Origin of the sequence: Arthrobacter sp. 08Y14, from assembly GCF_002929455.1 — a bacterium.
Classification (GTDB): Bacteria; Actinomycetota; Actinomycetes; order Actinomycetales; family Micrococcaceae; genus Arthrobacter_B; species Arthrobacter_B sunyaminii.
Genome location: NZ_PJIX01000002.1, coordinates 499,464 through 521,918, shown reverse-complemented (window position 1 = coordinate 521,918; position 22,455 = coordinate 499,464). Strand labels below are relative to the sequence as shown.

The following is a 22,455-nucleotide window of genomic DNA, read 5'->3' as shown; positions in this document are numbered from 1 at the left end:
TGACAATGAATCCAGATCTTTCACCGGCCTCGAAGCAGCTGCGCGCGGAGCTGCGCGCCTACTTCGCCAAGATCATCAACGCCGACGACGCCCGCGACCTCGTGGACCAGACCGAGGGCGGCCCGACGTTCTCCCGGATCCTGAAACAGATGGGCGCCGACGGTTGGCTGGGCCTGGGCTGGCCCGAGGAATACGGCGGGCGGGGCGAGGACCCCGAAGCGCAGTTCGTGTTCTATGACGAAGTGATCCGCGCCAATGCGCCCCTGTCCCTGGTCAGCCTGAACACGGTTGCTCCCGCCCTGATGAAACACGGCACCCAGGAACAAAAGGATTTCTTCCTCCCGCCGATCCTTGCCGGTGAACTGATGTTCGCCATCGGCTACTCGGAGCCCGGAGCCGGCACCGACCTCGCGTCGCTGCGCACCACCGCCCGGATCGAGGGCGACGAACTCGTCATCAACGGCAACAAGCTCTTCACCAGCGCCGCCATCTTTGCGGACTGGATCTGGCTGGCCGTGCGCACGGACCCCGATGCACCCCGGCACAAGGGGATTTCGGTGGTCATGGTGCCCACCACGGCCCCCGGATTTTCCGCCACCGAGATCCACACGGTTGGCGGCATCAGCACCGCCGCCACCTACTACGAGGATGTCCGGGTCCCGCTGAGCAACGTCGTCGGCGAACTCAACGAGGGCTGGCGGATGATTACCAACCAGCTCAACCATGAACGCGTTGCCCTGGCCGCACGCGGCGGCATCGCCAACGAGCTCTTCAGCCAGGTTCTGGACTGGGCCCGCACCGAACCGTACGGTGACGGACACGTCCTGGACCTGCCCTGGGTCCGCTCGACACTGGCGGAGGTTTACGCCCTGCTCTCAGCAGCGGAGCTGGTGAACCTTCGGCTCGTTGCCGATGTTTCCGCCGGCACGCTGGCCGGCGGAGACGCAGCCGCAGCGAAGGTGATTGGCACGGAAACAGTCGTGGAGGTTTACGGCAAACTGCAGGACGTGCTGGGTGTGGCAGGCCTGCTGCGCCCGGGATCCCGCGGTGCCGCCATCAGCGGCCGGGTCGAGACACTGGCCCGCCGCGCGCAGAACAATACCTTCGGTGGAGGCAGCAACGAGGTCCTGCGGGATCTTGTTGCCGCCAAGTCACTGGGAATGACCGTGGCGGTCCGCCGCCAAGAGAAGAAGGAAGAGGCACATGCAGTTCGAACTCGATGAGGATCTGCGCGAAGCAGCCCAGCTGGCGGAGGAAGTCTTCACGCAGATGGCCACCACCACGCGCGTGAGGGACGTCGAGCGCGAAGAAGGCGGGCACGACGACGCACTGTGGAAAGCCCTCGCGGAGACAGGAATCCTGGGGCTGGCACTGCCCGAAGAACACGGCGGTTCCGGTTTGGGCGTCCTCGGGCTGGTAGCGGTACTGGAGCAGCAGGGCCGGCGGGTTGCCCCGGTTCCCTTCGCCGCCGCCGTCGCCATGGCCGCGCTGCCCATCTCCTGCTGGGGAACGGACGCGCAGCGCGACCGCTGGCTACCCGGATTCCTTGACGGATCGCTGTTGATTACCGGTGCCATTGACGCGGCCGTCGACGGCGACAACGCTGTACGCGGCGAACGCGACGGCAGCGGGTGGCGGATCTCCGGCACCCTGCTGGCGGTCCCGGGTGCCGGCAATGCAGCTGCCCTGCTGGTGCCGGTGAAGACAGACGACGGCGTGATCGCCGTTATCCTGCCCGTGGACCGGGAGGGGGTCAGCCGCGAGAGCGTTTCCCTGACGAGTCACGGTGCGGCCGCCAGTGTTGTTCTGGATGCGGTGCATGTCGGCGACGACGAAGTGCTCACCGGCGGATCCATGCCGGTGCAGCAGGCACGCATGCTCGGACGCATCGCCCTGGCAGCAGTCCAGGCCGGAATCTGCGAAGAAGCCATCGCCATCACTGCGGCCTACACCTCCGAGCGCATCCAGTTCGACCGTCCGCTCTCGGCCAATCAGGCCGTCTCGGCCCGGGCTGCCGACGCACACCTTGATGCCGAGCGCATCAAGCTCACCACCCGCCGGGCCGCCTGGCTCGTTGACCGGGGCGACGACGGCGCGGAATCCGCGTCGCTCGTTGCGTCCTGGTGGGCGGCACACGGCGGCCTTCGCGTCGTGCTGGCGACCCAGCACCTGCACGGCGGCATGGGCGCGGACATCGATTACCAGATCCACCGCTACTTCCTGTGGGGACGGCAGAACGCCTATTCCCTGGGCAGCGCTCCGGCCCTGATGTCCGAACTCGGATCAATGCTGGAAACCGTACCGATGATCGGAACCCCGGCCTAACTCTCCTACACCCCCGGCCGGCTGCCGTGACAGGCACCGGCCGGGGGCTTAGGCGACCCGCAGGTCGATTTCGCCCGGCCGGGCGCCGTCGGCACCGAACACCAGATGCCGGTTGGCGATCTTGTCGGTGAAGAACCGGTCGTGGCTGACCACCACAACAGCTCCCGGGAAGTGCAGCAGCGCCCGTTCCATGACCTGGGTGCTGGACAGGTCCAGGTGGTTGGTTGGCTCATCCAGCAGCAGCACGGAGGCGCCGGAAAGCAGGCACTGGGCCATCGCCACGCGTGCCTTTTGCCCGCCGGACAGGTTGCCGATCTTCTGCTTCAGATCTGCTTCGGAAAACTGGAACATGGTGAGGAACCGGTTGACTGACTTCTTCGTGGCGGTCAGGGCCAGGCTGTCCGGCATGGCGTTGACCGAGTGCGTGACGGTGTCGCCGTCGTCGAGCTCCGCCAGCACCTGGTTGTAGGAAACCATCTTCGCCCCGTTCGCCCAGACAACCTTTCCGGCGTCGGCCTTTTCCTCGCCCGTCAGCACGCGCAGCAGCGTGGTTTTGCCGCTGCCGTTGGAACCGAGGACCACCAGCCGGTCCCCGCGGCGGATTTCAAAGCTCAGGTCCTGAAACAGCGTCCTGTCACCGTAGGTCTTGGCCACGGACTCCACCCGGCACAGGTTGTCCTTGACGTGCAGGCCACCGTAAATCTCCGTGATGATCTGGTCCACCGGACGCGGAGCCCGGGCTTTCTTGATCTTCGCCAACTTGCTGCCCAGGCCGTCGCTGCCGGATTTAGCCGCTTCCCGCCGGTCGGAAATGCCTTCGGCTTCAAAAGCCAGCAATTCGGACTCATGGACAAACTGGCTTTGCAGCGCCTTGAGCCGGAACTGCTTCTGGATCACGTATTCGCCGAAGTTTCCGGGGTATTCGTGCAGATGGTAATTCTCCACCTCGATGATGCGGGTCACCACGGCGTCCAGGAACTTCCGGTCGTGGGAGACGACGACGGCGGCGCCCCGGAAATCGCGGAACCAGCCTTCCAGCCACTCCACGCCGGCAACGTCCAGGTAGTTGGTGGGTTCGTCCAGCAGCAGAACATCCGGTGCTTCGAGCAGGATTTTCGCCAGGGCGGCACGGTTGCGCCAGCCGCCGGACAGGGCATCGATGGGACAGGTCCGGTGTGCTTCGCTGAACCCCAGGGTGGTCAGGGCGGCGTCGATCCGGCGCGGATAGTCCCAGCCGTCCAGCCGGTCCATGGTTTCGAACAGTTCTGACTGCCGGCGGATCAGCCGATCCAGCGCCTTGGGCTCAGGATCTGCGGCAATGGCTTCGTCTATGGAAGCAAGCTCGGCTTCAGCGGCCTTAATCTCCACGAACAGGGCGTCCAGGACCTCGGTAATAGTGGATTCACCGTTGAGCTCGGAGAACTGGGAGAAGTAGCCAATTTTCAGCCCCGTCTCCACGCTGACCGTGCCGGAGTCCGGCTGCACCTGTTCCAGGATCAGTTTCAGCAGGGTGGATTTACCCGAACCGTTTTTGCCGATCAGTCCCACCCGGTCCTTGGGCTCCAGCCGGAAGAACGCCTCACGCAGAATCTGTGTCTTGTCGAAGCCAACATTGACGTCCTGCAGCCGGATTAGGCTCATTCGGGGATTTCCTCTCGGGATGGGAACTGGTGAACGGTGCCGGCGGCCGGATGGGACGCACGGCTGGTCTTGCATCCGTTGACCAGCCACTCATCTTATCTGTTGCGGACTCTCCCTGTTCGGACCCCGGCCGCAGCGGCATACTGGACATTCCATGGCAGGTTCACCTTTACCGATTAAGAGAGGTGTTCGATGTCCGACGCGAAAACCCTTGTGTCCGGGCTGGGAATGGGCGAATCGGCACGCTGGCACGGCAGCGAGCTGTGGTTTGCCGACTGGCTGGCCAGCACAATTTCCGCTCTCGACGCGGCGGGGAACGTCCGGCGGGTTACCGGCGTGCCGTCATCACCCATTTGTTTTGACTGGCTGCCGGACGGCCGGATGGCGGTGGTCTCCGGCAGCGATGCAGCCGTCCTGCTGGAGGTGCCGCATGCAGGCCTGGTCCCTCTGGCGGACCTGCACGGAATCTCCGAGTACCCGTGGAATGAAATCGCGGTGCATCCGGCGGGCAATATCTATGTCAACGGCATCGGCTACGACTATTCCAGGGAATCAGCCGACAATGGCGCCATTGCCCTCATCCGGCCGGACGGTTCCGTGGAACAGGTTGCCGGCGGCCTCGCCTTCCCCAACGGCATGCTGGTGAGCGGGGACGGCAGCACGCTGGTGGTGGCGGAGTCCAATGCCGGGCGCCTCACCGCGTTCCCTATCCGGGAAGACGGAAGCCTCGGCGCAGGCTCACTGTGGGCTGATCTTGCCGGCGGTGCTCCGGACGGAATTTGCTGGGACGGCACCGGCGGGATCTGGTTCGCCGAGGTCCCCGGGGAACGCTGTGTCCGGGTGGCCCAGGGCGGCTCGGTGCTCGAAACCATCCAACTGGACCAGGGCTGCTTCTCGTGCGCCGCGGGAGGCGAAGACGGCGGACTGCTGTTCATGATGACGGCGCAGTGGCCTCAGGCCATGGACCCGGCGGCCGAGCGCACCGGCCACGTCATGGGGTTGCGGGTGAAGTAATCGCGGGTGAAGTAACTGCCGGGCCTGCATGGGGCCGCTGTTACGCTGGTTGCTGATCGCTCATTCAGCGACACGTCACGCACGCAGAATACGGAGCAACGGCCATGACCGACACAGCACAGCGGTTGCTCTCCTCCGCCACTGCCGCCTTCGCAGCGAAAGGGTTTCACGGCACCACTACGCGGGACATCGCCTCCGGCGCCGGGGTGACCCCCGGAGCCGTCTACGTGCACCACAAGTCCAAGGAAGATCTGCTCTACTGCATTTCCAAAGTGGGGCATGAGAAGACTTTGGAATTGGTGCGGGCCAGCGCGGGCAGCGCGAAAGACGACGGCCCGGTGGACCGGATGGCAGCCCTGGTACGGAACCTGGTGGAATGGCAGGCGGTCAACCACACCAGCTCACGCGTAGTGAACTTCGAATTGCCGGCGCTGAGCAACGAGCATCTGGCCGAAGTCCTGCAGATGCGCCACCAGGTGGAGGATGAATTCCGCTCCATTGTTGACGACGGTTTGAAGCAAGGTGTGTTCAACGTTCCGGATGCGAACATGGCGGTGGTTACCCTGCTTTCCCTGTGCATCGATGTAGCACGCTGGTACCGCGGTGACGGGCGGCTCAGCGCGGCGGAGATTGGTGAGCACCATAGCCTCATGGCTCTGCGGCTGCTCGGAGTCGACAACCTCTGAAGGATTGAACTTCGGTCCGGAACCTGTCCCCCCGGTTGCACCCTTCCCGTCCTTGATGGGTTTCGAACGTGTCGGAGGTGAGGCAAGGGGGGTGATTTTGTATGGGGTGAGGGCATTGCAGCTTATATCCGGAAAACTTTATATGAGTGGATACTAGTGGATAGCAACAACTCCAGGCAGCGGATCCCAAAAGATGCTCTACAAAAAGGAAGGCGGCGCCTCAGCGCCGCCCTCCCGTTACTCCGCTCCCACTACTCCCTCGCGGGCTCCCGCTTATGCGAACGCCGAGAACCCCGTGATATGCCTGCCCAGAATCAGGGACTGCATGCTGTCGGTGCCTTCATAGGTGAAGACAACCTCCATGTCCGTGAGGTGCCGGGCAACATGGTTTTCCAGGAGCAGTCCGTTGCCGCCCATAATGTCCCGCGCCTCCGAGCAGATCCACCGGCCCTGGCGTGCGGCAAACATCTTGGCCATGGAGGCCATGGGGCTGGTCATGCTTCCTTCGTCGGCCAGCTCGTTGAGCCGGAAACACGTCAATTTGATGGCGGTCAGCTGTGCCAGCATGTTCGCCAGCTTGTTCTGCACCAGCTGGAACCGGCCAATTTCCTTTCCGAACTGCACACGCGTCTTGGCGTACGCCACGGCAATCTCGTAGGCCGCAACCGCATGCCCGAGCGCCTCCCACGCCACTCCCCCGCGGGTGGCCGCCAGCACCTTGTTGACGTCCTTAAACGAATTGCAGTTCTCCAACCGGTTTTCCGCCGGAATCCGCAGGTCCTCAATGGTGATATTCGGCTGCAGCACGGCCCGCTTGCCTATCTTGCCGGTAATCACTGTGGCGTTATAGCCGGCCGGATGGTTACCCTCCCCGTCCTTTTCCATCACAAACGCCTTCACCGCACCGTCGGCTTCATCCCGGGCATAGATGATGACGACGTCGGCGAAGCTTGCGTTGCCGATCCACCGCTTGCTGCCGTTAAGGACGTATTCGTCCCCTTCGCGCCGCGCAGAGGTCTCCAGTGACACGGAATCTGAACCGTGTTCCGGCTCAGTCAGCGCAAAGGCACCGATTTTTTCGAACCTCGCCATGGGCGGCAGCCAACGCTGCTTCTGCTCCTCGGAGCCCAGCATGTCGATGCTGCCCATGGCCAGGCCCGAATGCACACCAAAAAACGTGTTGATGGATCCGTCCCCACGGGCCAGCTCAGCCGCTGCGGTGGAAGCGGCAAGCCGGGTCAGCCCGGGGCATCCGTGACCCTGGATGGTTCCGCCGGCAATATTCAGGGCCGCCAGCTTTGGGATCAGCTCATACGGAACCTCAGCGCGCTCCCAGTAGTCATTGATGACCGGCAGAAGATCATTGTCCACAAAGGCGCGCACCCGGCGCTGGACATCCCGCGCCTGCTCATCGAGGAGGTTGTCCAAAAGGTAGAGGTCACTGTCGACGTCCTGCACCGCGGTCGGATCGAAGCTGAAACCGGTCACCTCCGGAGTTTCCGTGGCTTCACTCGGCTCAGTAATTTCCGGTTGGTTTGCAATTCCTGCGGTCATGTCGGCTCCGGCCTGTTGTTCGGCAACTAAATGATCGTTTAGTAACCGAGTATGTCCGCGGTGCAGGACCTCGTCAAGGGTGGCGCACTAGCTGGTGGAAGACACCCCGGCGAACAGGCGGCGTCCGGCAAGCTGCGCGCCTGCACCCAGTGACTCGAGTTTCGCAGCGGCAATATCCGGATGGATCCGGCCGCCCAGACCGCAGTCGGTCCCGGCAATGACGTTCTCCCGGCCCACGAGCCCGGCAAAGCGTTCAATGCGCTGGGCCACCAGCTCCGGATGCTCCACCACGTTGGTGGCATGGGAAACGACGCCGGGAATCAGGACCTTGCCTTCCGGCAGCTGCCTGTCGCGCCAGATGGTCCATTCGTGCTCATGCCGGGCATTGCCCGCTTCAAAGGAATAAGCGCCGGCGTTGATGCCCAGGACCAGGTCCACGATGGCGCTGAAGTCGATGTCGGTGGTGTGCGGTCCGTGCCAGGATCCCCAGCACACATGGAATCGGACCTGCTCCTCCGGCAGCCCGCGAAGGGCATAGTTCAAAGCCTCAACGCGGATTTGGGTGAACCGAAGGTAGTCTTCCACGCTTGGCTCGGGATTGATCTGATCCCAGTTTTCGGCAATGGACGGATCATCGATCTGCACAACGAGACCGGCTTCTACGATGGCGCTGTATTCCTCCCGAAGGACGTCGGCCCAGGCGTAGATGAATTCTTCTTCACTGCCGTAGTAGTCATTGCCGATGCGGCTGGCAGATCCGGGCGACAGCGCCGTAATAAATCCGGTGGGAAGATCGGCGGCTTCCAATCCTGATGTGAGGTTGTCAATGTCGCTGGCCAAGGCTGCGTGGCCGGTATAGCTGATGGGTCCGGTGGCTGTAGGAAACGAGGTGGCGTTCCTGCCCAGATGAATTCCGCTTTCCGGATCCGAATAAGCTGCAGCGAATCGGGTCCAGTCCCTCCTGTCAGCGAACGACGTCAGCCGGACGTTTCCGGGTTCACTGCGCAGCGGACCGGCAGTGATGGGATTGAACTCGGTGAGTTCCAGACCTGCGGTGCGCTGGAAGCTGTATGTCCACCACGCCCCGTAGTCCACCGCATTGGACATCGCCTTGCCGTATTCGCCGTCGCCCGGAATGGTTATGCCAAGATCCTTTTGCCGCTGCACCAGATCGATTACCGCTCCGGTAAGCAACCTGTCGAATTCGGAGGTTCGTTCCAGGGTGAACCCATCGTCTGCGAAAGTGCGTGCGGCGTTGGCTGCAATCAGTTCCGGTGTCCGGGGCAAAGAGCCGGCGTGGGTGGTGGGAATGTGATCAAGCGTCATGGGGCTTCCTTCCATCGTTCCTGCCGTTAGCACCTTTTCGGAAAGGAAGTTCCGGGGGAAGCTGCAGCGTCGCGGAGGCAGGTCTCTCAGCTGCTCTGGATGGTGTGGGTAAAGCTTTATCCACTGGCAACGCGTGGGGCGCCCCCTCCCCGGCGGGTGCCGGGTGCCGTGCGGAGGGGCTCACATCCCAGCATGCACGTGCAGGCAGGCCAAATCCCAGTGGCGCGTTATATGACGCCCGGAAGCCGACATGTGGCGGAATGTTGCGCTGGATTAATGCGGACAGACCACGGCGAGAAGCCGCAGCAATGACCTCGGATCTGAATCAATGATCCGAGGTCCCTCCGGCGCAGCCCTGCGGAACTGCCCCAAACATTCAGCTCTGGGCAGCGTTGTACGCGTCCCGGATTTCCTGGCTGATACGGCCGCGCGCGCTTGGTTTGTAGCCATTTGCAATGGCCCATTCACGAATCAATCGGCTGTTGTCGCTGCGCGGCGCACTGTCGCGCCGGGAGCTGCGCCCGCTGGAACCACCCCGCAGACGGCGTCCGCTGGAGATATAAGGGCTCAGCTTTTCCCGAAGCTCAGCCGCATGCTCCGATGTCAGGTCCACTTCATACTGGGCCCCGTCCAGGCCGACTTTCACCGTTTCCTGAGCGTCTTCACCGGTAAGGTCATCAATCAACAGAACTTGAGTTCTCTGAGCCACGTGGTTTCTCTCTTTTCCGCTAATTCTGAACCACCCCTGCCAATCAGTTTAGTCAATCGGCTTCCCGGGAATAGGCTGCCGGGCACATTTTGCTTTCAGCCGGCACAAGTAATTCTTCGCGGCGGTTTCAATGCCGAGGGCGAATCGGTCAGAGTATGCGCAAAACGGATTCCGGCCCCTTGCTTTGCACAACGGCATCCGCGGCCCGGAATGCCCGGGTCCTGCACTGCGCGGGCGTTTAGTGGATGGTCACGCCGTCGGGCAGTTCATTGGTGGGCCGGCGCACAAAGAAGGACGCAGCCAGGGCCACCAGCGAGATGACCGCACCCCAGAAGAATGCAGTGTGCACACCGGCCGCAGCGGCCGGAATGCCCGCCATTCCGTCGTTGACCGCAGCCGTGGTTCCGGTGGTCATCAGGGTGATAAAGACTGCTGTGCCTGCGGCACCGGCCAGCTGCTGAAGCGTATTGATGATCGCACTGCCGTGGGAGTAGAGCGATTTGTCCAGGGAACCCAGGGCCGAGGTGAACAGCGGCGTGAAGATGAAACCCAGGCCGGCGTTGAGCAGGCAGTGGAGCACGATCACAACGGGCACAGGGCTGGACTCGTCCAGCGTAGTCATGCCCCACAGCGCGCCGCTGAGCACCAGTGCACCGGGGATCACCAGGGGGCGGGGACCAAACTTGTCGAAAAGTCCTCCAACAATCGGGGAAAGGATCGCCATGACGGCACCGCCGGGCAGGAGCAGCAGGCCGGTGTTCAATGTGCTGAGGCCCAGGACATTCTGCAAATAGAGCGGAAGAACAATCAGGCAGCCGAACAGGGCCATCATGCTGACCAGAACCAGGACAATGGCGACGACAAAGGGCTTGCTGGCGAAGGTGCGAAGGTCCATCAGCGCCCGGTCCGTGCGCTGGAGTACCAGCTGGCGGAAAACAAATCCGGCCATGGCCAGGGCACCAATGGTCAGCGGAATCCACAGCGGCATCAGGGCCTCGCCCTGGGCGGCTTCGCCGATGCTGCTCAGGCCAAAGATCAGCCCGCCGAAGGCCAGAGTGGACAGCACGATCGAGAGCGCATCAAAGGGAACCTTCTTGGGTTCGGTCAGGTTTTGCACCTTCAGTGCACCCACCACGAGGGAGAGCACCGCGATCGGCAGAACCAGCCAGAACATCCAGCGCCAGTCCAGGGCATTGAGGATGATGCCCGAAACGGTGGGGCCAATGGCGGGGGCGACGGCGATGACGATGGAAATGGTGCCCATCATGCGTCCGCGCCGGTGGGCCGGGACGGCGTTTAGCACCGTGGTCATCAGCAGCGGCAGCATGATGGCGGTCCCGCCGGCCTGAATGATGCGGCCGCAAAGCAGCATTCCGAACCCCGGGGCCAGTGCCGCGAGCAGTGTCCCCGCACTGAAGAGCGACATGGCGGTCATGAAGAGGCCGCGCATGGAGAATCGCTGGAGCAGGAACCCGGTGGCGGGGATGACCACGGCCATGGTCAGCATGAACCCGGTGGTTAGCCACTGGGCCGTACCGGCGGTGATATTCAGATCAGCCATCAGGCGCGGCAGCGCAACGCTCATGATGGTTTCATTCAGGATTACCACGAAGGACGAGACGAGCAGCAACCCGATCACGGTCTTGGTGCGCGGGTCCAGGGCGTCGGGTGCGGCCGGTTTACGGCTTTTCGCTGCGGTGGACGACGGCGGCGCGGAAGTGGCGACGGAAGACGAGTTAATGCTCAAAAGGGTGGAGTCCTGTTCACGGTGTTGGGCGTTTAAAGCGGGTCTGGCCCGGGGTGCAATCCTATGCGGGCCCCTAACGGGACCCGCAATCGGACGCAACCGGCCTTTCGGCTGGTTTATTCCCGCACCTGCCGCAGTGCAGCACGCGTGGCCACGGCGATGGAGCCCAGCCCAAGTGCCGCCGTCGTCCCTGCCAATGCGAGAAATATCCCCGGAACAATGGTGGGAACAGGCTGCCCGGAAACGTTGGAAGCGATGCCGATCAGCGGCGGCAGGGCCAGCAGGCTTCCCAGCAAAACTGCGGTTGTCACCATCAGTGCCGCCTCCACGCCGGTCATGCGACGCAGTTGCCGGTCCGTTGCCCCAAGCGCACGCAGCAGCATGAGCTCCGGTCGCCGGCGGGCGGTTGCCATGACCAAGCTGTTGACCACGGACAGACCGACATATCCCAGCAGGACCAGCAGGCCAACAACGGAAATCCAGGACTCGGAACTTCGTTCGGCAGCCCCGGCAGCACCCAGCGCGTCACGGTCCAGCATCGTCAGCCCCAGGTCTTCCATGGCAGCGCTCAGCCCGCCGGTATCCGCACCGGAGTCCGTAGTGATGAGCACATAGTCGTTGAGTCCCGAGGTGGTGTGTTCCCGCAAGGTTCCGTTGTCGATGGCTAGATCACCGAATCCCAGTCCCCGCTCATAGGTTGCGACGACGACGGCGGCAGCCTCGGTACCGTCCCCATAGTGGAAGGAAAATTCCTCGCCCACCCTGGTGCCTGAGGACCGTGCCAGGTCTTCACTGAGCGCTACGGTACCGGGCTCTGCCAGCCGTTCCAATGAACCCTCACGGGTGCCCAGATCCAGCGTTGAAAACAGGTCCTGTTCGCCCAGCCCTGAGATCATGTACGCCTCCACGGTGTCTTCCATCCCCAGGAAGGTGGTTTGCGCGAGAACCGCGGACCGGGCTACGGGTGTTGCGGCCTGCACGCCCGGCACTGCCGAAATCCGTGCGGCAAGATCCGCGGAGATACCGGCGGGTGCGGAGACCAGATAATCGGCCGTGATGGCATCACGGGACTGCTGCGCGGCTTCGGCCTCCACTGTGGGCGCCATGAATAACTGGACAGACCCCAGGGCCACCGCCAGAGCCAGCGGAACCATGCCGGCTGCCAGCCTCCGGGGAAAGGCAGCAATATTGGCCTCGGCCAGCACCATGGATGCGGACGGGCTGCGCCGCAGCAGCGGCCGTACCGCTTGGAGGACACCAGCCACAATCCGGGGGCCCAGGACTCCCGCCGCGATGATCAGCAGCAAGGCGCTTCCCGCGGCCGCCGTCAGGCCTGCCAGTCCGGGAACGGCCAGCGGTGTGAGTGCTGCACCCAGCCCGGTGCCCAGCAGGACCAGTCCGGTAATGGTCCGCCGCCGACCCAGGGCCTGGTTTTCGGTGACAGCTTCACGCAGGGCCGTGGTCGGTGTCGCCCGTACGGCTCCGCGGGCAGCCACGAGCGAGGCTCCGGCAGCGGCAGCGACGCTCAACACCATGGCCGCGAGCGCCGGGAGCGGACTGTAGGCCAGGGCAAAGTCTGCGGGGATAATCCCGCCGGTTGTGAATTGCCGTGCCAGCAGCTGTGCCAGCCAGAATCCGGGCAGTGTGCCCAGGAGCGCGGCGGCTCCTGCGACGAGCACCACTTCGCGCAGAATCAGCCCCAGGGTTTGTCGGGTTCCGGCGCCGACTGCACGCAGGAGCGCGAACTCCCGGCGGCGCGACATGATGGACAGGGACAGGGTTCCGGCCGTGACAAAGACGGCTGTCATGACCGCCGTCCCGGCCAGGGACGCGCTGAGCAGCAGCAACATGGACCGGCCGGCGGCACCGCCTGAGGCCTCCGCATCTCCGCGGCGCTCTCCGGTGTAGCCGACGACGCCGTCCACTTCCGTTTCGATGGCGGCGGCCAGTTCCCGGGGGTCAGCACCGGGTTCCGCAATCACCCCAACTGTGGTGACGGCCTTCCCGTGCGGCCACAGGGCTTCCGCGCCGGAGGAACTGAGGAAAACTGCGGGTTCGCCGGATACGGCGCCCTTGCTCCCGGTACTCCCACCAGCTGCGACGGTACCGGTCACGGTGTACTGAGCGGATTCTCCCCCGTGGGACAGTTCAATGCTGGACCCCGGTTCTGTGCCAAAGGAGCCGTCCAGCACTACCTCGTCCGCTGCCTGCGGAGCCCGGCCGGAGACCAGCGTGTAGGGTGCCAGCGCCGCCGAATCCCATGCCGCTGCCTCGATACGCTGCCCGTCTCCGGCAGCCAGCGGGATGCTAACGTTCCCTACCGCCTGCTCCACCCCGGGCACCGAAGCAATTTCGGCCACCTTGTCTTTGGGAAGCAGCACGCGCTCGGGAAAGGGCACGGCAACATCCTCAGGCACGGGCATGGACTGCGGAGCTCCGATGACAACGTCGGCACCGGCCAGGCGCTGCGGAGCGGTGCCGCCGCGCAGTCCCGATTCGATGAGGACCCCCATGGCGGTAATCAGCCCCGCGCACAGGAACACGGCAACAAAGACACCGGCAAAACCGCCGCGGTGGTGCCGGATGGATGACAGTGCAAGTGCAAACATGTTCACCGCTCCCCCAGGTAGGCCACACGCTCGGTGATGTCCCGGACGCTGGCATTGGCCATACTGCCGTCCAGCTGCCCGTCGGCGAGGAAAAGGACGTTGTCCGCCGAACAGGCCGCCGCCGGATCATGGGTCACCATGATCACGGTTTGGCCAAGATCGGTCACCGTGTGCCGCAGCAGGTCCAGGACCTGCCGGGCGGCGGCGGAATCCAGGGCACCGGTGGGCTCGTCCGCGAAGACGGCCGCCGGCCGTGTGATCAGAGCCCGTGCGATTGCTGCCCTCTGCTGCTGTCCGCCGGACAGTTCCTGCGGCTTCCGCTCATCAAGCCCGGTCAGCCCCACAGCTTCCAGAACGTACTTGAGCCAGTCCCGTTCCACGCTGTGCCCACCCAGCAGCAGCGGCAGGGTCACGTTGCGGACAACGGAAAGCTGGGGCAGCAGGTTGTAGGACTGGAACACAAACCCGACGTGGTCGCGGCGGAAAGCCGGCAAGGCCCTCCTGCGCAGGCGGGACATGTCAGTGGATCCCAGCAGCACCCGTCCGCTGTCCGGGGTGTCCAGTCCGGCGGCGCACTGCAGCAGCGTGCTCTTGCCGGAACCGGAGGGTCCCATGACGGCGGTAAAGGTTCCGGCCGGCACCGATAGGGAGACCTCCCGCAGGGCCGGAACGCGGGCATTTCCGGTGCGGTAGCTCTTGGACACTCTCTCCAGCCGCAGAGCAATCGGTCCAGGGACTTCACTGGCATCGGTGTACATGGGAATTATCCTTCTCTCGGGGTCCAGCGGCCGGTTGCCGCTGCGTATTCGCTGTCTACGACGCTACGGAGAAGGTGTTCCCGGTCCGATACAGCCAGCACCCCAATCGGAGGTATAGCTGGCTATACCCCCGCTGGAACCGGAGCAGGGCATAATCGAGTAGGTGAAGCTTCCTCCCCGTGCCAGCCTGGAGACCCGTCTCAGCGCCGTTCGTTTCCTCCTGCATGAGGCGATGTCCTGGCCCGCTTCACTGGGGGTCCTTGTAGCCGCCGTCGTCCTGCTTCCGTTCCTGCCTCTGGGCGTGGGCTTGTATCCCGTTCCCCGCCTTTTAGCAGCCCTGAACCTGCTGGCCTCCCGGGCGCAGGCCCGTGCGGCCGCCTACAGCTGTGCCGTCGTGCCCTTTGACCGCCGCCGGCTGGAGGACAGATATACCTTCGGGGAGCTGGCGGTGCTGGTGAGCGCGCCCGAAACGAAGCGTGACGTGTCCTGGCTGTTGTTCCACGGGGCTTTCGCTCTGCTGTCCGGCTGCCTGGCCGTGGCGCTGCCGCTGGCCGCGGTGCTCTACGTATTCGCGGCGCCGTTATGGATGCTGTTTCCCTCGGCGACGCCGCTTGAGCTCGCCTTTCCGGTGACCAGCTGGCCTGCGGCAGGAGCCACCGTCCTGCTGGGCCTGATCTACGGATATGCAGCCTGGCTGCTGCCTCCGTGGCTGGCGCGGCGTCTCAGCGGCGGGACGCTGGCAATTCTTTCGCCCCGCCGGTATGACGAGCTCTCCCGAAGGATCCAAGATCTGTCCGCTGCCCGTGCCAGCGCCCTGACGGCCCATGCCGCTGAATTGCGCCGGATCGAAAGGGAACTGCACGACGGCGCCCAGAACCGGCTGGTGGGCGTGGTGATGATGCTTGGGCTGGCCCAGCGCGCAGCGGAGAGCGATCCCGCCGCCGCAGCTCCCTTCATCAGCCGCGCCCAGGACGCCGCCACCGAGGCACTGGCCGGCCTGCGCGAGGCCGTGCACGACATCTACCCGCCCATCCTCGATGAGCTGGGCCTGGGCGGAGCTGCTTCAGCACTGACCAGCCGCTCTCCCATTCCGTGCTCCCTGGACGTCCATGGCCTGCTGCGCGCTCCTGCGGCTGTGGAATCAGCTGCTTACTTTGTGCTGGCTGAGGCGCTCACCAATGCGGCGAAACATTCGAATGCGTCGCGAATCGAGGTGGTCCTGCGCACTGAGGCCATACCGCGCGAAGATGTGCTGGTGATCCGGGTGGCCGACGACGGCGACGGCGGGGCTGCTGTCCCGCCGTATGGTGCGGGGTCCGGCGCCAGTACCGGTCCCGGCCCCGGGGCCGGCAGGGGCACCGGGCTGGCGGGAATTGCCCGCCGGGCCTCCGCTTTTGGCGGCAAGCTGATCCTCAACAGTCCGCAGGGCGGACCAACCGAGCTAAGGGTGGAACTGCCATGCGCCTTCTGATCGCCGAAGATGATGCCCTTCTGCGCGCCGGACTGGAGCTGCTGCTGAAGGGCGAGGGTTTCGAGGTGGTCGGCTCGGCTGACAACGCTGAGGACCTGCTCGCCGCCTTTGAGCCGGGGAGCGCGGACGGTGCGGTCCTCGATGTCCGGATGCCGCCGTCGTTCACTAATGAGGGGCTGCGCGCCGCGCTGGAGCTGCGTTCGCGCGTACCGGACTTTCCGGTCCTGGTCCTGTCCTCCTATGTGGAGGACAGATATGCCAGCCGGCTCCTGGCCTCCGGTGCGCAGGGCGTGGGCTACCTGCTGAAGGAACGCGTGGGCAAGGTGGGCGATTTCGTGGACGGCCTGAGGCGTGTCCTGGCCGGCGGAACGGTGATGGACCCGGAAGTCATTGCCCAGCTCTTCAGCCGCCGCGGCACGCAGGACCCGGTGAGGTCACTGACCCCGCGGGAGTTCCAAGTGCTGGGGCTGGTGGCCGAGGGACTCGGCAACACTGCCATTGCCCAGGCCATTTTCGTTTCCGAAACCGCCGTCAGCAAGCACATCGGCAATATCTTCGCGAAACTCGGTCTTTCTCCGTCTGACAGCGGCCACCGCCGGGTTCTGGCCACTTTGGCGTACCTTCGGTCCTAATTGACTGGGATTTACGGAAAGCATTTGCTGACCCAAACATTTTTTCTCCTGCGCACCCCGCCCGCACTCTGGACAAACGTGTCACCGGACTGTACCGCTGGTCCTTCCATCCAGTCCGCTGCGGCACAGCGAACAGGACAGGTAGGCTAAAGAGTGCCCCGGTTCCGGTTGATGCATACCCGGTCCGGCAAGATGACGAGGAAGAGATGAATATGCCAGAGCTTCAAGGGAACGATCCCGACAGTATTCGCCAAGAATTCGGTTACCTCACCGTCGCGGAAATCCTGCAGCTCTGTGCCACCCAGAAGATCCTGGACCCTTCATCCATACTGATTTCCCGCAAAGCACAGCTGGGCGAGGGTAATGTGTTTTATCCCGGAACCGTTATTGCCGTCGACGAACAGAGTTTCTGCGTCATTGGAGACCGGAACATCTTTTATCCAAGTACGTTCTTGTCTGCGGAGGACGGCGGAATGCTTCTGCTCGGCTCCGAAATCACCCTGGGGCCGGGCGGCGTCCAGCTCACGGCGGGCCGGTCGGATGCTGTTGCAGTGGGCGACCGCGCCCGGCTCACCCACGGTGCCGTCGTGACGGGAAGGTCGGTGCTTGGCTCCGGATCGCAGATCGTTGGCGCGGTCCGTGCGGAGTCAGTGGTGCTGGCCGACGGCGGGGACCATGCTTCGCTGCCGGCCGAAAAGCGCGGTTCAGTGCTGAAGGGATCCGGTGTTGCCCGCGGGCTGAGGCTTGCACCCGGTGACCTGGTGCACGGATTCGGGGAGTTGACCTCAGCCACGCTCCAGCGCCAGACGGATTCGCCTGCCTAACGGTCTCCGGCGGGCTGATTGCGGGGATCCGCCGGCTCCCCATACCCCCGGTTTCCGGGGGCGCGGCGGCCTATTGTGCCACCGGCCACCAATACCATACAGCGGCGCCACTCACACGCCTGTGCGACCTTCGTTACTAAATAGTTATCTGCCCGTAATCAGCTTGTACTGTTGAAGCCATGCCGTTACCTGAAACGGCGCCCTTGACTTGTTACCTAGCTCTGCCGCTGGTCAAGGTCCACAGATTTCACACTTCGGCAGAGGCGGGGGAACCACTTACGGGTTCCTTGAATCCTTGGGGTTAAGTCAGCCGAGGGTTTCTTCGGCGGACCGGATGACTCCCATCCGCATCCGACAGCTCACCTCGCAGGTATCGGGAGAGGTAACTCTAATGTTGAACAATACTCGTGGACGCCACCGTGCCGGAAATATCGGAATGTGGGCCGCAATCGCAAACACCGCAAGCGGCAAGGCCCGCACCGTGGGCAGCGCCGCTGCAGTCATGGCGGCAGGCTCCGGCCTGGTGCTGAGCATGGCCGGCCCCGCCTCGGCAGGCGTCATCGCAAACGACTCAACCGAGTCTTACAGCGCTCCTGCGGCTGTCACCGCGCCCGTGGAAACTCCGGCACCCGCCGCGGTCTCCACCGCGTCAACGCACGTTGTCCAGCCGGGCGACACCCTGAGTGCAATTTCAGCCACCTACGGCGTCAGCCTGGACAACGTCCTGGCACTGAACGGCCTTGCGCTGGAATCCATCATCTACCCCGGTGACGTCATCACGTACGCCGGAGGCGCTGTTGCTGAGGTAGCTGAAGCTGCCTACGCCGCACCCGCCGAAGCTGCCTACGCTGCACCGGCTGAGGCCGTCTACGCCGCACCGGCGGAAGCCAGCCCGGCCGCAGCCGACTTCAGCACCTTCAGCACCCAGGCGTCCTCCGTGACCCCGGCCGCTTCCACGGGTGCAGCTGTCACCGGCACGAACTCCATCATGCTGAACTCCGCCTACGCCCAGATGGGCGCCGCCCAGGACTGCACCGTCCTGGTGGAGGTTGCCCTCCGGGCAGCCGGCCACTCGGTGGGCGACCTGGCACCGGCACAGCTGGCTGCTTACGGAACCCCGGTTTCTGACCCCCAGCCCGGCGACATCATCTACTACGCCGACGGCGGCATGGGCTTTGCCCACATCGCCATCTACGTTGGTGACGGCCAGGCCATCCACAGCGGATGGAACGGCAACCAGACTGTCCAGCAGAGCGCCAACGTCGGTTCCGGCGCTGTCTACTACCGCGTAGCGTAATCTCGCAGCAGTAGCTCCTATCGGGGCGCAGGAAGCGAACGGACCTGCGCCCCGATAAAGGTAAGAGAACGCCCGGCCAGTTGGCCGGGCGTTCTCTTTGGTTAGTTAGGACACGCACCCGGTTGGGGTGCGCCGGTGAACTGAAATGTCAGGCCGCGGGCTCGTTCTCAGTGTTTTCGTTTCCATCGTTCCCGCCGTCTTCATGGTGGTCACCGTCGCTGTGTCGGTCCCTGGCGGGGCGGTCTTCGTCCGGGGTGCCATCGTCGAACTTGCCATCGTGATGGCGGCCGGCGTGCCCGCGTTCCGGTGCATCCTCGGGGGTGCCATCCTCGGTGGCGCCGTCGTCTGTGCCTTCCTCGACACCCTTCTTGTCGCCGTTGTCCGGCTCCTGTCCGTCGCCCTGGGCTTCCCCGTCGTCGCCGCGCATCTTGTGGTCGCCGTCGCGCATACCCTTTTCTGGCTTGGAATCAGTGTCCTGGTCCGTGTCCGGGTCCTGCTGGTTTTCCTGCTGTTCGGTCACTGACGCCTGTTCCTGGTCGACACTGTTGTCACCAGTGGCCAGGCCGGCAAAGAAGGCACCAACCAGCAGTGCCAGACCTCCCACGACACCAAGAATCCAGCCGAGCGGGCCCCTGACCTTGTCCCGGAAAGCCATCGTGTTTACTCACCTCCAATAGTGGTTTACCTACACAACTATTTTCGGAGCTGATTCTTCGAGGATTCTTAGACTTCCACGACTCTCGGGCTTCCAAGGCTCTCGGGCTTCCGCTGCTCAGAACGGGGAATGCTCCCGGGCTGCCGGAAGCCGCACTTCCAGCACACCTCCGGACCCGTTCACCGCCGGCAAGGCCTGGACGCTGCCGCCGTACCGTGCCGCAATTTCCGCCACGAGGGCCAGTCCCAGACCGTAATGCCGTGGTCCCGGCGTTTCTTCTGCCCTGTCGCGGGCCGAGGCAAACCGTTCGAAGGCGTGCCGGCTGAAACCGGGCGGAAAGCCAGGTCCGTCGTCGGACACACGAATGACCGCTTCTCCGCCGCTTTTTCGAACCGAGAAGCGCACCTGTGAACGGGCAAAGTCCAAGGCGTTGGCGCCGAGCGCCGTGAACACCCGCTGCAGCGCGAACTGTCCGCCGCGCACCAGCACCTGCGGCTCGGGGGCTTCAAGTTCCAGTGTCAATCCCCGCCGATGAGCCGCGGGTTCCAGGGAGTTGACGGTGGAGCCGGCCAGCGACACCAGGTTTACCTCCTCCAACGGTCCCGATTGGCGGGGATCAGCAGACATCAGCAAATCTTCGAGGATTCCGTTAAGCACCTTGGTGTCATCCACCACCTCGTCGGCAGCGTGAACGGCTGCCTCGCGGGACTTCGGCGCATCCGTTTCCGCGGCCAGCCGACGGCGGAGCATCTGTGCGCGCATGCTCAGGAGTGTGAGCGGTGTCCTCAATTCATGGCTGGCATCGGCAACAAAGCGCCGCTGCAGGGCCAGGGCTTCGGCCATCGGCCGCATGGCGGCCCGGGCCGCCCAGGCCGAAAGTGCACCGGCGGCAAGCCCCGCCGCAAGAACCGACACCACCAGCGCCAGAGCCAGGCGTCGCAGCTGTTCAGTGGCCTCCCGTGTGTCGACGGCAGCCTGCACCACATCGCCGCCGCGGCGGGCAGTGAGGACTTCATAGCTGCGGTCCCCGGCGGTTACCGTGTCCCGGCGGGATTCCCCGGTTCTTGCCACTTCAGCCAGCGCCTCTTCGTCCGGCAGACCCGAGGGCATGTTGCGGGACACGGCCAGCCGGCCGTCGTCGTACACCGCCAAAAACACATCCAGCGGAGCTTCCCGCGGAGAGTCGGACTCCACAGCCGAAATGAGGGTTTGTTCCACGGCGCTCCGGGTCTGGGCGGACACAAGCCCGTACACGAGAACGCCGGCCAAACCCAGCAGCACCACGGTCAGCGCCGTGAACTGTACCGCCAGGCGCAGCGCCGCCCGCCGCAGTTCAGTGTCCTCCAAACTGCGGGGTTTCCCGCTCCACGGCCGCCGAACCCTCATGACCTGGTACCGAGCCGATAACCGATTCCCCGCACCGTCAGTACTGCCTGCTTGCCCAGCTTGCGCCGAAGGTAATGCACATATGTGTCCACCACCCCGTCGTCGTCCGCTTCCGGAAAGACCGCGCTCAACAGGTCAGCCCGCGGAAACACCTGACCGGGCCGGCGGGCCAGGTGTTCCAGCAGCGCGCTCTCCCGGTCCGAGAGCACCACCACTTCCCCGGCGTCGGTGGTTACCGTGCGGCCCGCGGTGTCGAAAACTCCGCCGGGCACGGACAGGACGGGAACCCGGGCGATGTTCCGGCGCCGCAGTGCCCGAAGGCGGGCCAGCAGCTCGTCGATGTCAAAGGGCTTCGCCAGGTAGTCTTCGGCTCCGCGGTCCAGCCCCTCGACGCGGTCCGCGGGGTTGCCCAAGGCGGACAGGACCAGGGCTGGTGTCAGGATCCCGCGGCTGCGGAGCCGCGACAGCACATCCAGCCCCTCGATGGCGGGCAGCCCGCGGTCCAGGAGCAGAACGTCGAAGGGGTGGGTCAAGCCCTCGTGGAGTGCGCGCTGGCCGTCAAAAGCCAGGGTCACGGCGTAGCCCTCCGATTCCAGGAGGTCCGCCAGCATCCGGGACAGCTGCCGGTCATCTTCCACGACGAGAATCCGGGGTCGGTCCGTCATGCCGAAAGTCTATTCGCCGGGCGCCCGGCGGGCCCGGGGTCAGCTCGGGTTTGGGTACCGGTGGCCCTCGATTGCTGCTGAATCGTTCGCTATGGAGGGCGCCTGCGTTCCCCTTTGGCGCGTGGTGAGCAGGACGACGCCGACGGCGACCACCGCGCCGATGGTGGTTTCCACCGCCCGGTCAATGGTCAGTTCCCAGACCGGCTGCATGGACACAAAGCCGCCCATCAGCAGGGCCACAGGGGTCAGGAACACCATGGCCAGCGCATAGTGCCGGATCACGTAGATCTCACCGGCAAACTGCAGCAGGGTCAGCAGGACGGCCAGCTGCACCGGGGTCCAGTCCGGTTGGAGCAGCAGCGCGGAGAGCAGCACTCCGGCGTAGGTTCCCAAGATGAAATGCGCCGCCCGCAGCGGAGCACGTGCGGCGTTCACGGCAGCAATCGGGGCGCATGCCGCCAGCATCGCCCAGTAGCTGTGTCCGGGTCCAACCAGTACGGCAAGGGAACCGGCCGCTGCCACAGCAGTGACGTATCTGCCCGAATGCTGCAGGATCGCCCGCCGATCCGGCGGCGGCACGGTCGGTCGGTGCCACAGCGGGCTGTGGCGGCGCGCATGGGCCCGGCCGGCGATGCCCAGGACTATTGCCGTCGCCGCGCCGCCTCCTGCGGCCAGGGCAGCTTCACTTACGGTTCCCGTAAAGGGGGCAGCGGCAGTTGCGGTGAAAGCAAAAATATAAGTGAACGGCCCGGCGGGCCGGACCCTCAGATAATCGGCGGCAACGGAAATGGTGCCGGCGATGACTGTCGCGGCTGCAACGACTTCCCAGTCGCCTCGTCCGGCCAGGGACATCGAGACGCCTGCAACCACGGTCAGGATCATGAGCACCCCGGACTGTGATTGATGCCGGAGCCGGCGCCAGTGGGGTTCACTGCGGCCAAAGACTCCGGTCAGCGAACCGAAGATGGCGCACATGGTCAGGTCCGTGCGGCCAAGCAGGATCAGCACCAGCAATGGAACCAGAAGGCCAGCGGCTACCCGAACTGCCGGAAATCGGTGGCCACGGCCTGCCGGGACCGCCAGGAAATCTCGAATTGCCACCCAACAAGCCTATGAGCGAACTTGACCGCAGCCGCGGAGTCACCCGCGTGATACC

Annotated in this window: 19 protein-coding genes and 1 riboswitch; of the genes, 8 read left to right on the top strand and 11 right to left on the bottom strand. The window is 64.5% G+C overall.

Annotated features, from left to right (window positions below; all coding sequences use genetic code 11):
- The first annotated feature begins 5 nt into the window (after positions 1 to 5).
- Together CXR03_RS08990 and CXR03_RS08985 are read left to right on the top strand one after the other, a co-directional pair.
- Positions 6 to 1,223: an acyl-CoA dehydrogenase family protein gene (locus CXR03_RS08990; RefSeq protein WP_104103461.1), complete on the top strand. Its 1,218-nt coding sequence runs from the start codon at positions 6 to 8 to the stop codon at positions 1,221 to 1,223.
- Positions 1,204 to 2,325, top strand: coding sequence for an acyl-CoA dehydrogenase family protein (locus CXR03_RS08985; RefSeq protein WP_104054374.1), 1,122 nt, complete (start codon positions 1,204 to 1,206; stop codon positions 2,323 to 2,325). The genes CXR03_RS08990 and CXR03_RS08985 overlap by 20 nt, the downstream gene beginning before the upstream one ends.
- Before the next feature lie 48 nt (positions 2,326 to 2,373).
- Here the strand turns inward: CXR03_RS08985 and CXR03_RS08980 are convergent, their stop codons facing one another.
- Positions 2,374 to 3,966, bottom strand: a complete 1,593-nt coding sequence (locus tag CXR03_RS08980; RefSeq protein WP_104103460.1) for an ABC-F family ATP-binding cassette domain-containing protein — start codon at positions 3,964 to 3,966, stop codon at positions 2,374 to 2,376.
- A gap of 192 nt (positions 3,967 to 4,158) precedes the next feature.
- On the opposite strand from CXR03_RS08980, the gene CXR03_RS08975 reads away from it, so the two are divergent.
- Both CXR03_RS08975 and CXR03_RS08970 read left to right on the top strand, forming a co-directional pair.
- The gene (locus CXR03_RS08975) at positions 4,159 to 4,980 is read left to right on the top strand and encodes an SMP-30/gluconolactonase/LRE family protein (RefSeq protein ID WP_104103458.1); all 822 of its coding nucleotides are present in this window, start codon (positions 4,159 to 4,161) and stop codon (positions 4,978 to 4,980) included.
- 104 nt (positions 4,981 to 5,084) lie between these two features.
- Positions 5,085 to 5,666, top strand: a complete 582-nt coding sequence (locus tag CXR03_RS08970; protein ID WP_104103457.1) for a TetR/AcrR family transcriptional regulator — start codon at positions 5,085 to 5,087, stop codon at positions 5,664 to 5,666.
- Positions 5,667 to 5,939: 273 nt separating this feature from the next.
- Here the strand turns inward: CXR03_RS08970 and CXR03_RS08965 are convergent, their stop codons facing one another.
- The 6 genes from CXR03_RS08965 to CXR03_RS08940 form a co-directional block, all read right to left on the bottom strand.
- Positions 5,940 to 7,220: an acyl-CoA dehydrogenase family protein gene (locus CXR03_RS08965; protein WP_104103455.1), complete on the bottom strand. Its 1,281-nt coding sequence runs from the start codon at positions 7,218 to 7,220 to the stop codon at positions 5,940 to 5,942.
- Positions 7,221 to 7,307: 87 nt separating this feature from the next.
- A complete protein-coding gene (locus CXR03_RS08960) occupies positions 7,308 to 8,546 on the bottom strand; it encodes a cobalamin-independent methionine synthase II family protein (RefSeq protein WP_104103454.1) in 1,239 nt (412 codons plus the stop codon).
- Between the two features lie 376 nt (positions 8,547 to 8,922).
- Positions 8,923 to 9,255 (bottom strand): Lsr2 family protein, encoded by a 333-nt coding sequence (locus CXR03_RS08955; RefSeq protein ID WP_104103452.1) that lies wholly within the window; start codon positions 9,253 to 9,255, stop codon positions 8,923 to 8,925.
- Between the two features lie 238 nt (positions 9,256 to 9,493).
- The gene (locus tag CXR03_RS08950; protein ID WP_258073619.1) at positions 9,494 to 10,894 is read right to left on the bottom strand and encodes an MDR family MFS transporter; all 1,401 of its coding nucleotides are present in this window, start codon (positions 10,892 to 10,894) and stop codon (positions 9,494 to 9,496) included.
- Between the two features lie 224 nt (positions 10,895 to 11,118).
- A complete protein-coding gene (locus CXR03_RS08945) occupies positions 11,119 to 13,611 on the bottom strand; it encodes an FtsX-like permease family protein (protein ID WP_104103451.1) in 2,493 nt (830 codons plus the stop codon).
- Between the two features lie 2 nt (positions 13,612 to 13,613).
- Positions 13,614 to 14,369, bottom strand: coding sequence for an ABC transporter ATP-binding protein (locus CXR03_RS08940; protein ID WP_104103449.1), 756 nt, complete (start codon positions 14,367 to 14,369; stop codon positions 13,614 to 13,616).
- A 163-nt stretch (positions 14,370 to 14,532) separates the two neighbouring features.
- On the opposite strand from CXR03_RS08940, the gene CXR03_RS08935 reads away from it, so the two are divergent.
- The 4 genes from CXR03_RS08935 (at position 14,533) to CXR03_RS08920 (ending at position 18,593) form a co-directional block, all read left to right on the top strand.
- Entirely contained in the window at positions 14,533 to 15,840 is a 1,308-nt protein-coding gene (locus tag CXR03_RS08935) for a histidine kinase (RefSeq protein ID WP_219816215.1), read from the top strand.
- Entirely contained in the window at positions 15,828 to 16,472 is a 645-nt protein-coding gene (locus tag CXR03_RS08930) for a response regulator transcription factor (RefSeq protein ID WP_104103446.1), read from the top strand. The genes CXR03_RS08935 and CXR03_RS08930 overlap by 13 nt, the downstream gene beginning before the upstream one ends.
- Positions 16,473 to 16,684: 212 nt before the next feature.
- Entirely contained in the window at positions 16,685 to 17,296 is a 612-nt protein-coding gene (locus CXR03_RS08925; protein ID WP_104103445.1) for a hypothetical protein, read from the top strand.
- A 235-nt stretch (positions 17,297 to 17,531) separates the two neighbouring features.
- A riboswitch (cyclic di-AMP (ydaO/yuaA leader) is annotated at positions 17,532 to 17,683 on the top strand.
- Positions 17,684 to 17,687: 4 nt separating this feature from the next.
- Positions 17,688 to 18,593, top strand: a complete 906-nt coding sequence (locus CXR03_RS08920) for a LysM peptidoglycan-binding domain-containing protein (protein ID WP_181034541.1) — start codon at positions 17,688 to 17,690, stop codon at positions 18,591 to 18,593.
- A 148-nt stretch (positions 18,594 to 18,741) separates the two neighbouring features.
- On the opposite strand, the gene CXR03_RS08915 is transcribed toward CXR03_RS08920, so the two are convergent.
- The 4 genes from CXR03_RS08915 to CXR03_RS08900 all read right to left on the bottom strand — a co-directional run bounded on the left by CXR03_RS08915 (position 18,742) and on the right by CXR03_RS08900 (position 22,400).
- Complete coding sequence (locus CXR03_RS08915) at positions 18,742 to 19,248, bottom strand: hypothetical protein (protein WP_104103442.1); 507 nt, start codon at positions 19,246 to 19,248, stop codon at positions 18,742 to 18,744.
- 117 nt (positions 19,249 to 19,365) lie between these two features.
- On the bottom strand, positions 19,366 to 20,595 hold the full coding sequence (locus CXR03_RS08910) for a HAMP domain-containing sensor histidine kinase (protein WP_104103440.1): 1,230 nt from the start codon (positions 20,593 to 20,595) through the stop codon (positions 19,366 to 19,368).
- Between the two features lie 35 nt (positions 20,596 to 20,630).
- Entirely contained in the window at positions 20,631 to 21,299 is a 669-nt protein-coding gene (locus CXR03_RS08905) for a response regulator transcription factor (RefSeq protein WP_181034540.1), read from the bottom strand.
- 39 nt (positions 21,300 to 21,338) lie between these two features.
- Positions 21,339 to 22,400, bottom strand: a complete 1,062-nt coding sequence (locus CXR03_RS08900) for an FUSC family protein (protein WP_146070477.1) — start codon at positions 22,398 to 22,400, stop codon at positions 21,339 to 21,341.
- Between the last annotated feature and the right edge of the window lie 55 nt (positions 22,401 to 22,455).

Coding starts and splice junctions, on each gene's coding strand:
- CXR03_RS08945 (WP_104103451.1), bottom strand. CDS start 13,611: ATGTTTGCACTTGCACTGTCATCCATCCGGCACCACCGCGGCGGTTTT.
- CXR03_RS08975 (WP_104103458.1), top strand. CDS start 4,159: ATGTCCGACGCGAAAACCCTTGTGTCCGGGCTGGGAATGGGCGAATCG.
- CXR03_RS08915 (WP_104103442.1), bottom strand. CDS start 19,248: ATGGCTTTCCGGGACAAGGTCAGGGGCCCGCTCGGCTGGATTCTTGGT.
- CXR03_RS08905 (WP_181034540.1), bottom strand. CDS start 21,299: ATGACGGACCGACCCCGGATTCTCGTCGTGGAAGATGACCGGCAGCTG.
- CXR03_RS08965 (WP_104103455.1), bottom strand. CDS start 7,220: ATGACCGCAGGAATTGCAAACCAACCGGAAATTACTGAGCCGAGTGAA.
- CXR03_RS08920 (WP_181034541.1), top strand. CDS start 17,688: ATGTTGAACAATACTCGTGGACGCCACCGTGCCGGAAATATCGGAATG.
- CXR03_RS08990 (WP_104103461.1), top strand. CDS start 6: ATGAATCCAGATCTTTCACCGGCCTCGAAGCAGCTGCGCGCGGAGCTG.
- CXR03_RS08930 (WP_104103446.1), top strand. CDS start 15,828: ATGCGCCTTCTGATCGCCGAAGATGATGCCCTTCTGCGCGCCGGACTG.
- CXR03_RS08940 (WP_104103449.1), bottom strand. CDS start 14,369: ATGTACACCGATGCCAGTGAAGTCCCTGGACCGATTGCTCTGCGGCTG.
- CXR03_RS08925 (WP_104103445.1), top strand. CDS start 16,685: ATGCCAGAGCTTCAAGGGAACGATCCCGACAGTATTCGCCAAGAATTC.
- CXR03_RS08985 (WP_104054374.1), top strand. CDS start 1,204: ATGCAGTTCGAACTCGATGAGGATCTGCGCGAAGCAGCCCAGCTGGCG.
- CXR03_RS08970 (WP_104103457.1), top strand. CDS start 5,085: ATGACCGACACAGCACAGCGGTTGCTCTCCTCCGCCACTGCCGCCTTC.
- CXR03_RS08980 (WP_104103460.1), bottom strand. CDS start 3,966: ATGAGCCTAATCCGGCTGCAGGACGTCAATGTTGGCTTCGACAAGACA.
- CXR03_RS08960 (WP_104103454.1), bottom strand. CDS start 8,546: ATGACGCTTGATCACATTCCCACCACCCACGCCGGCTCTTTGCCCCGG.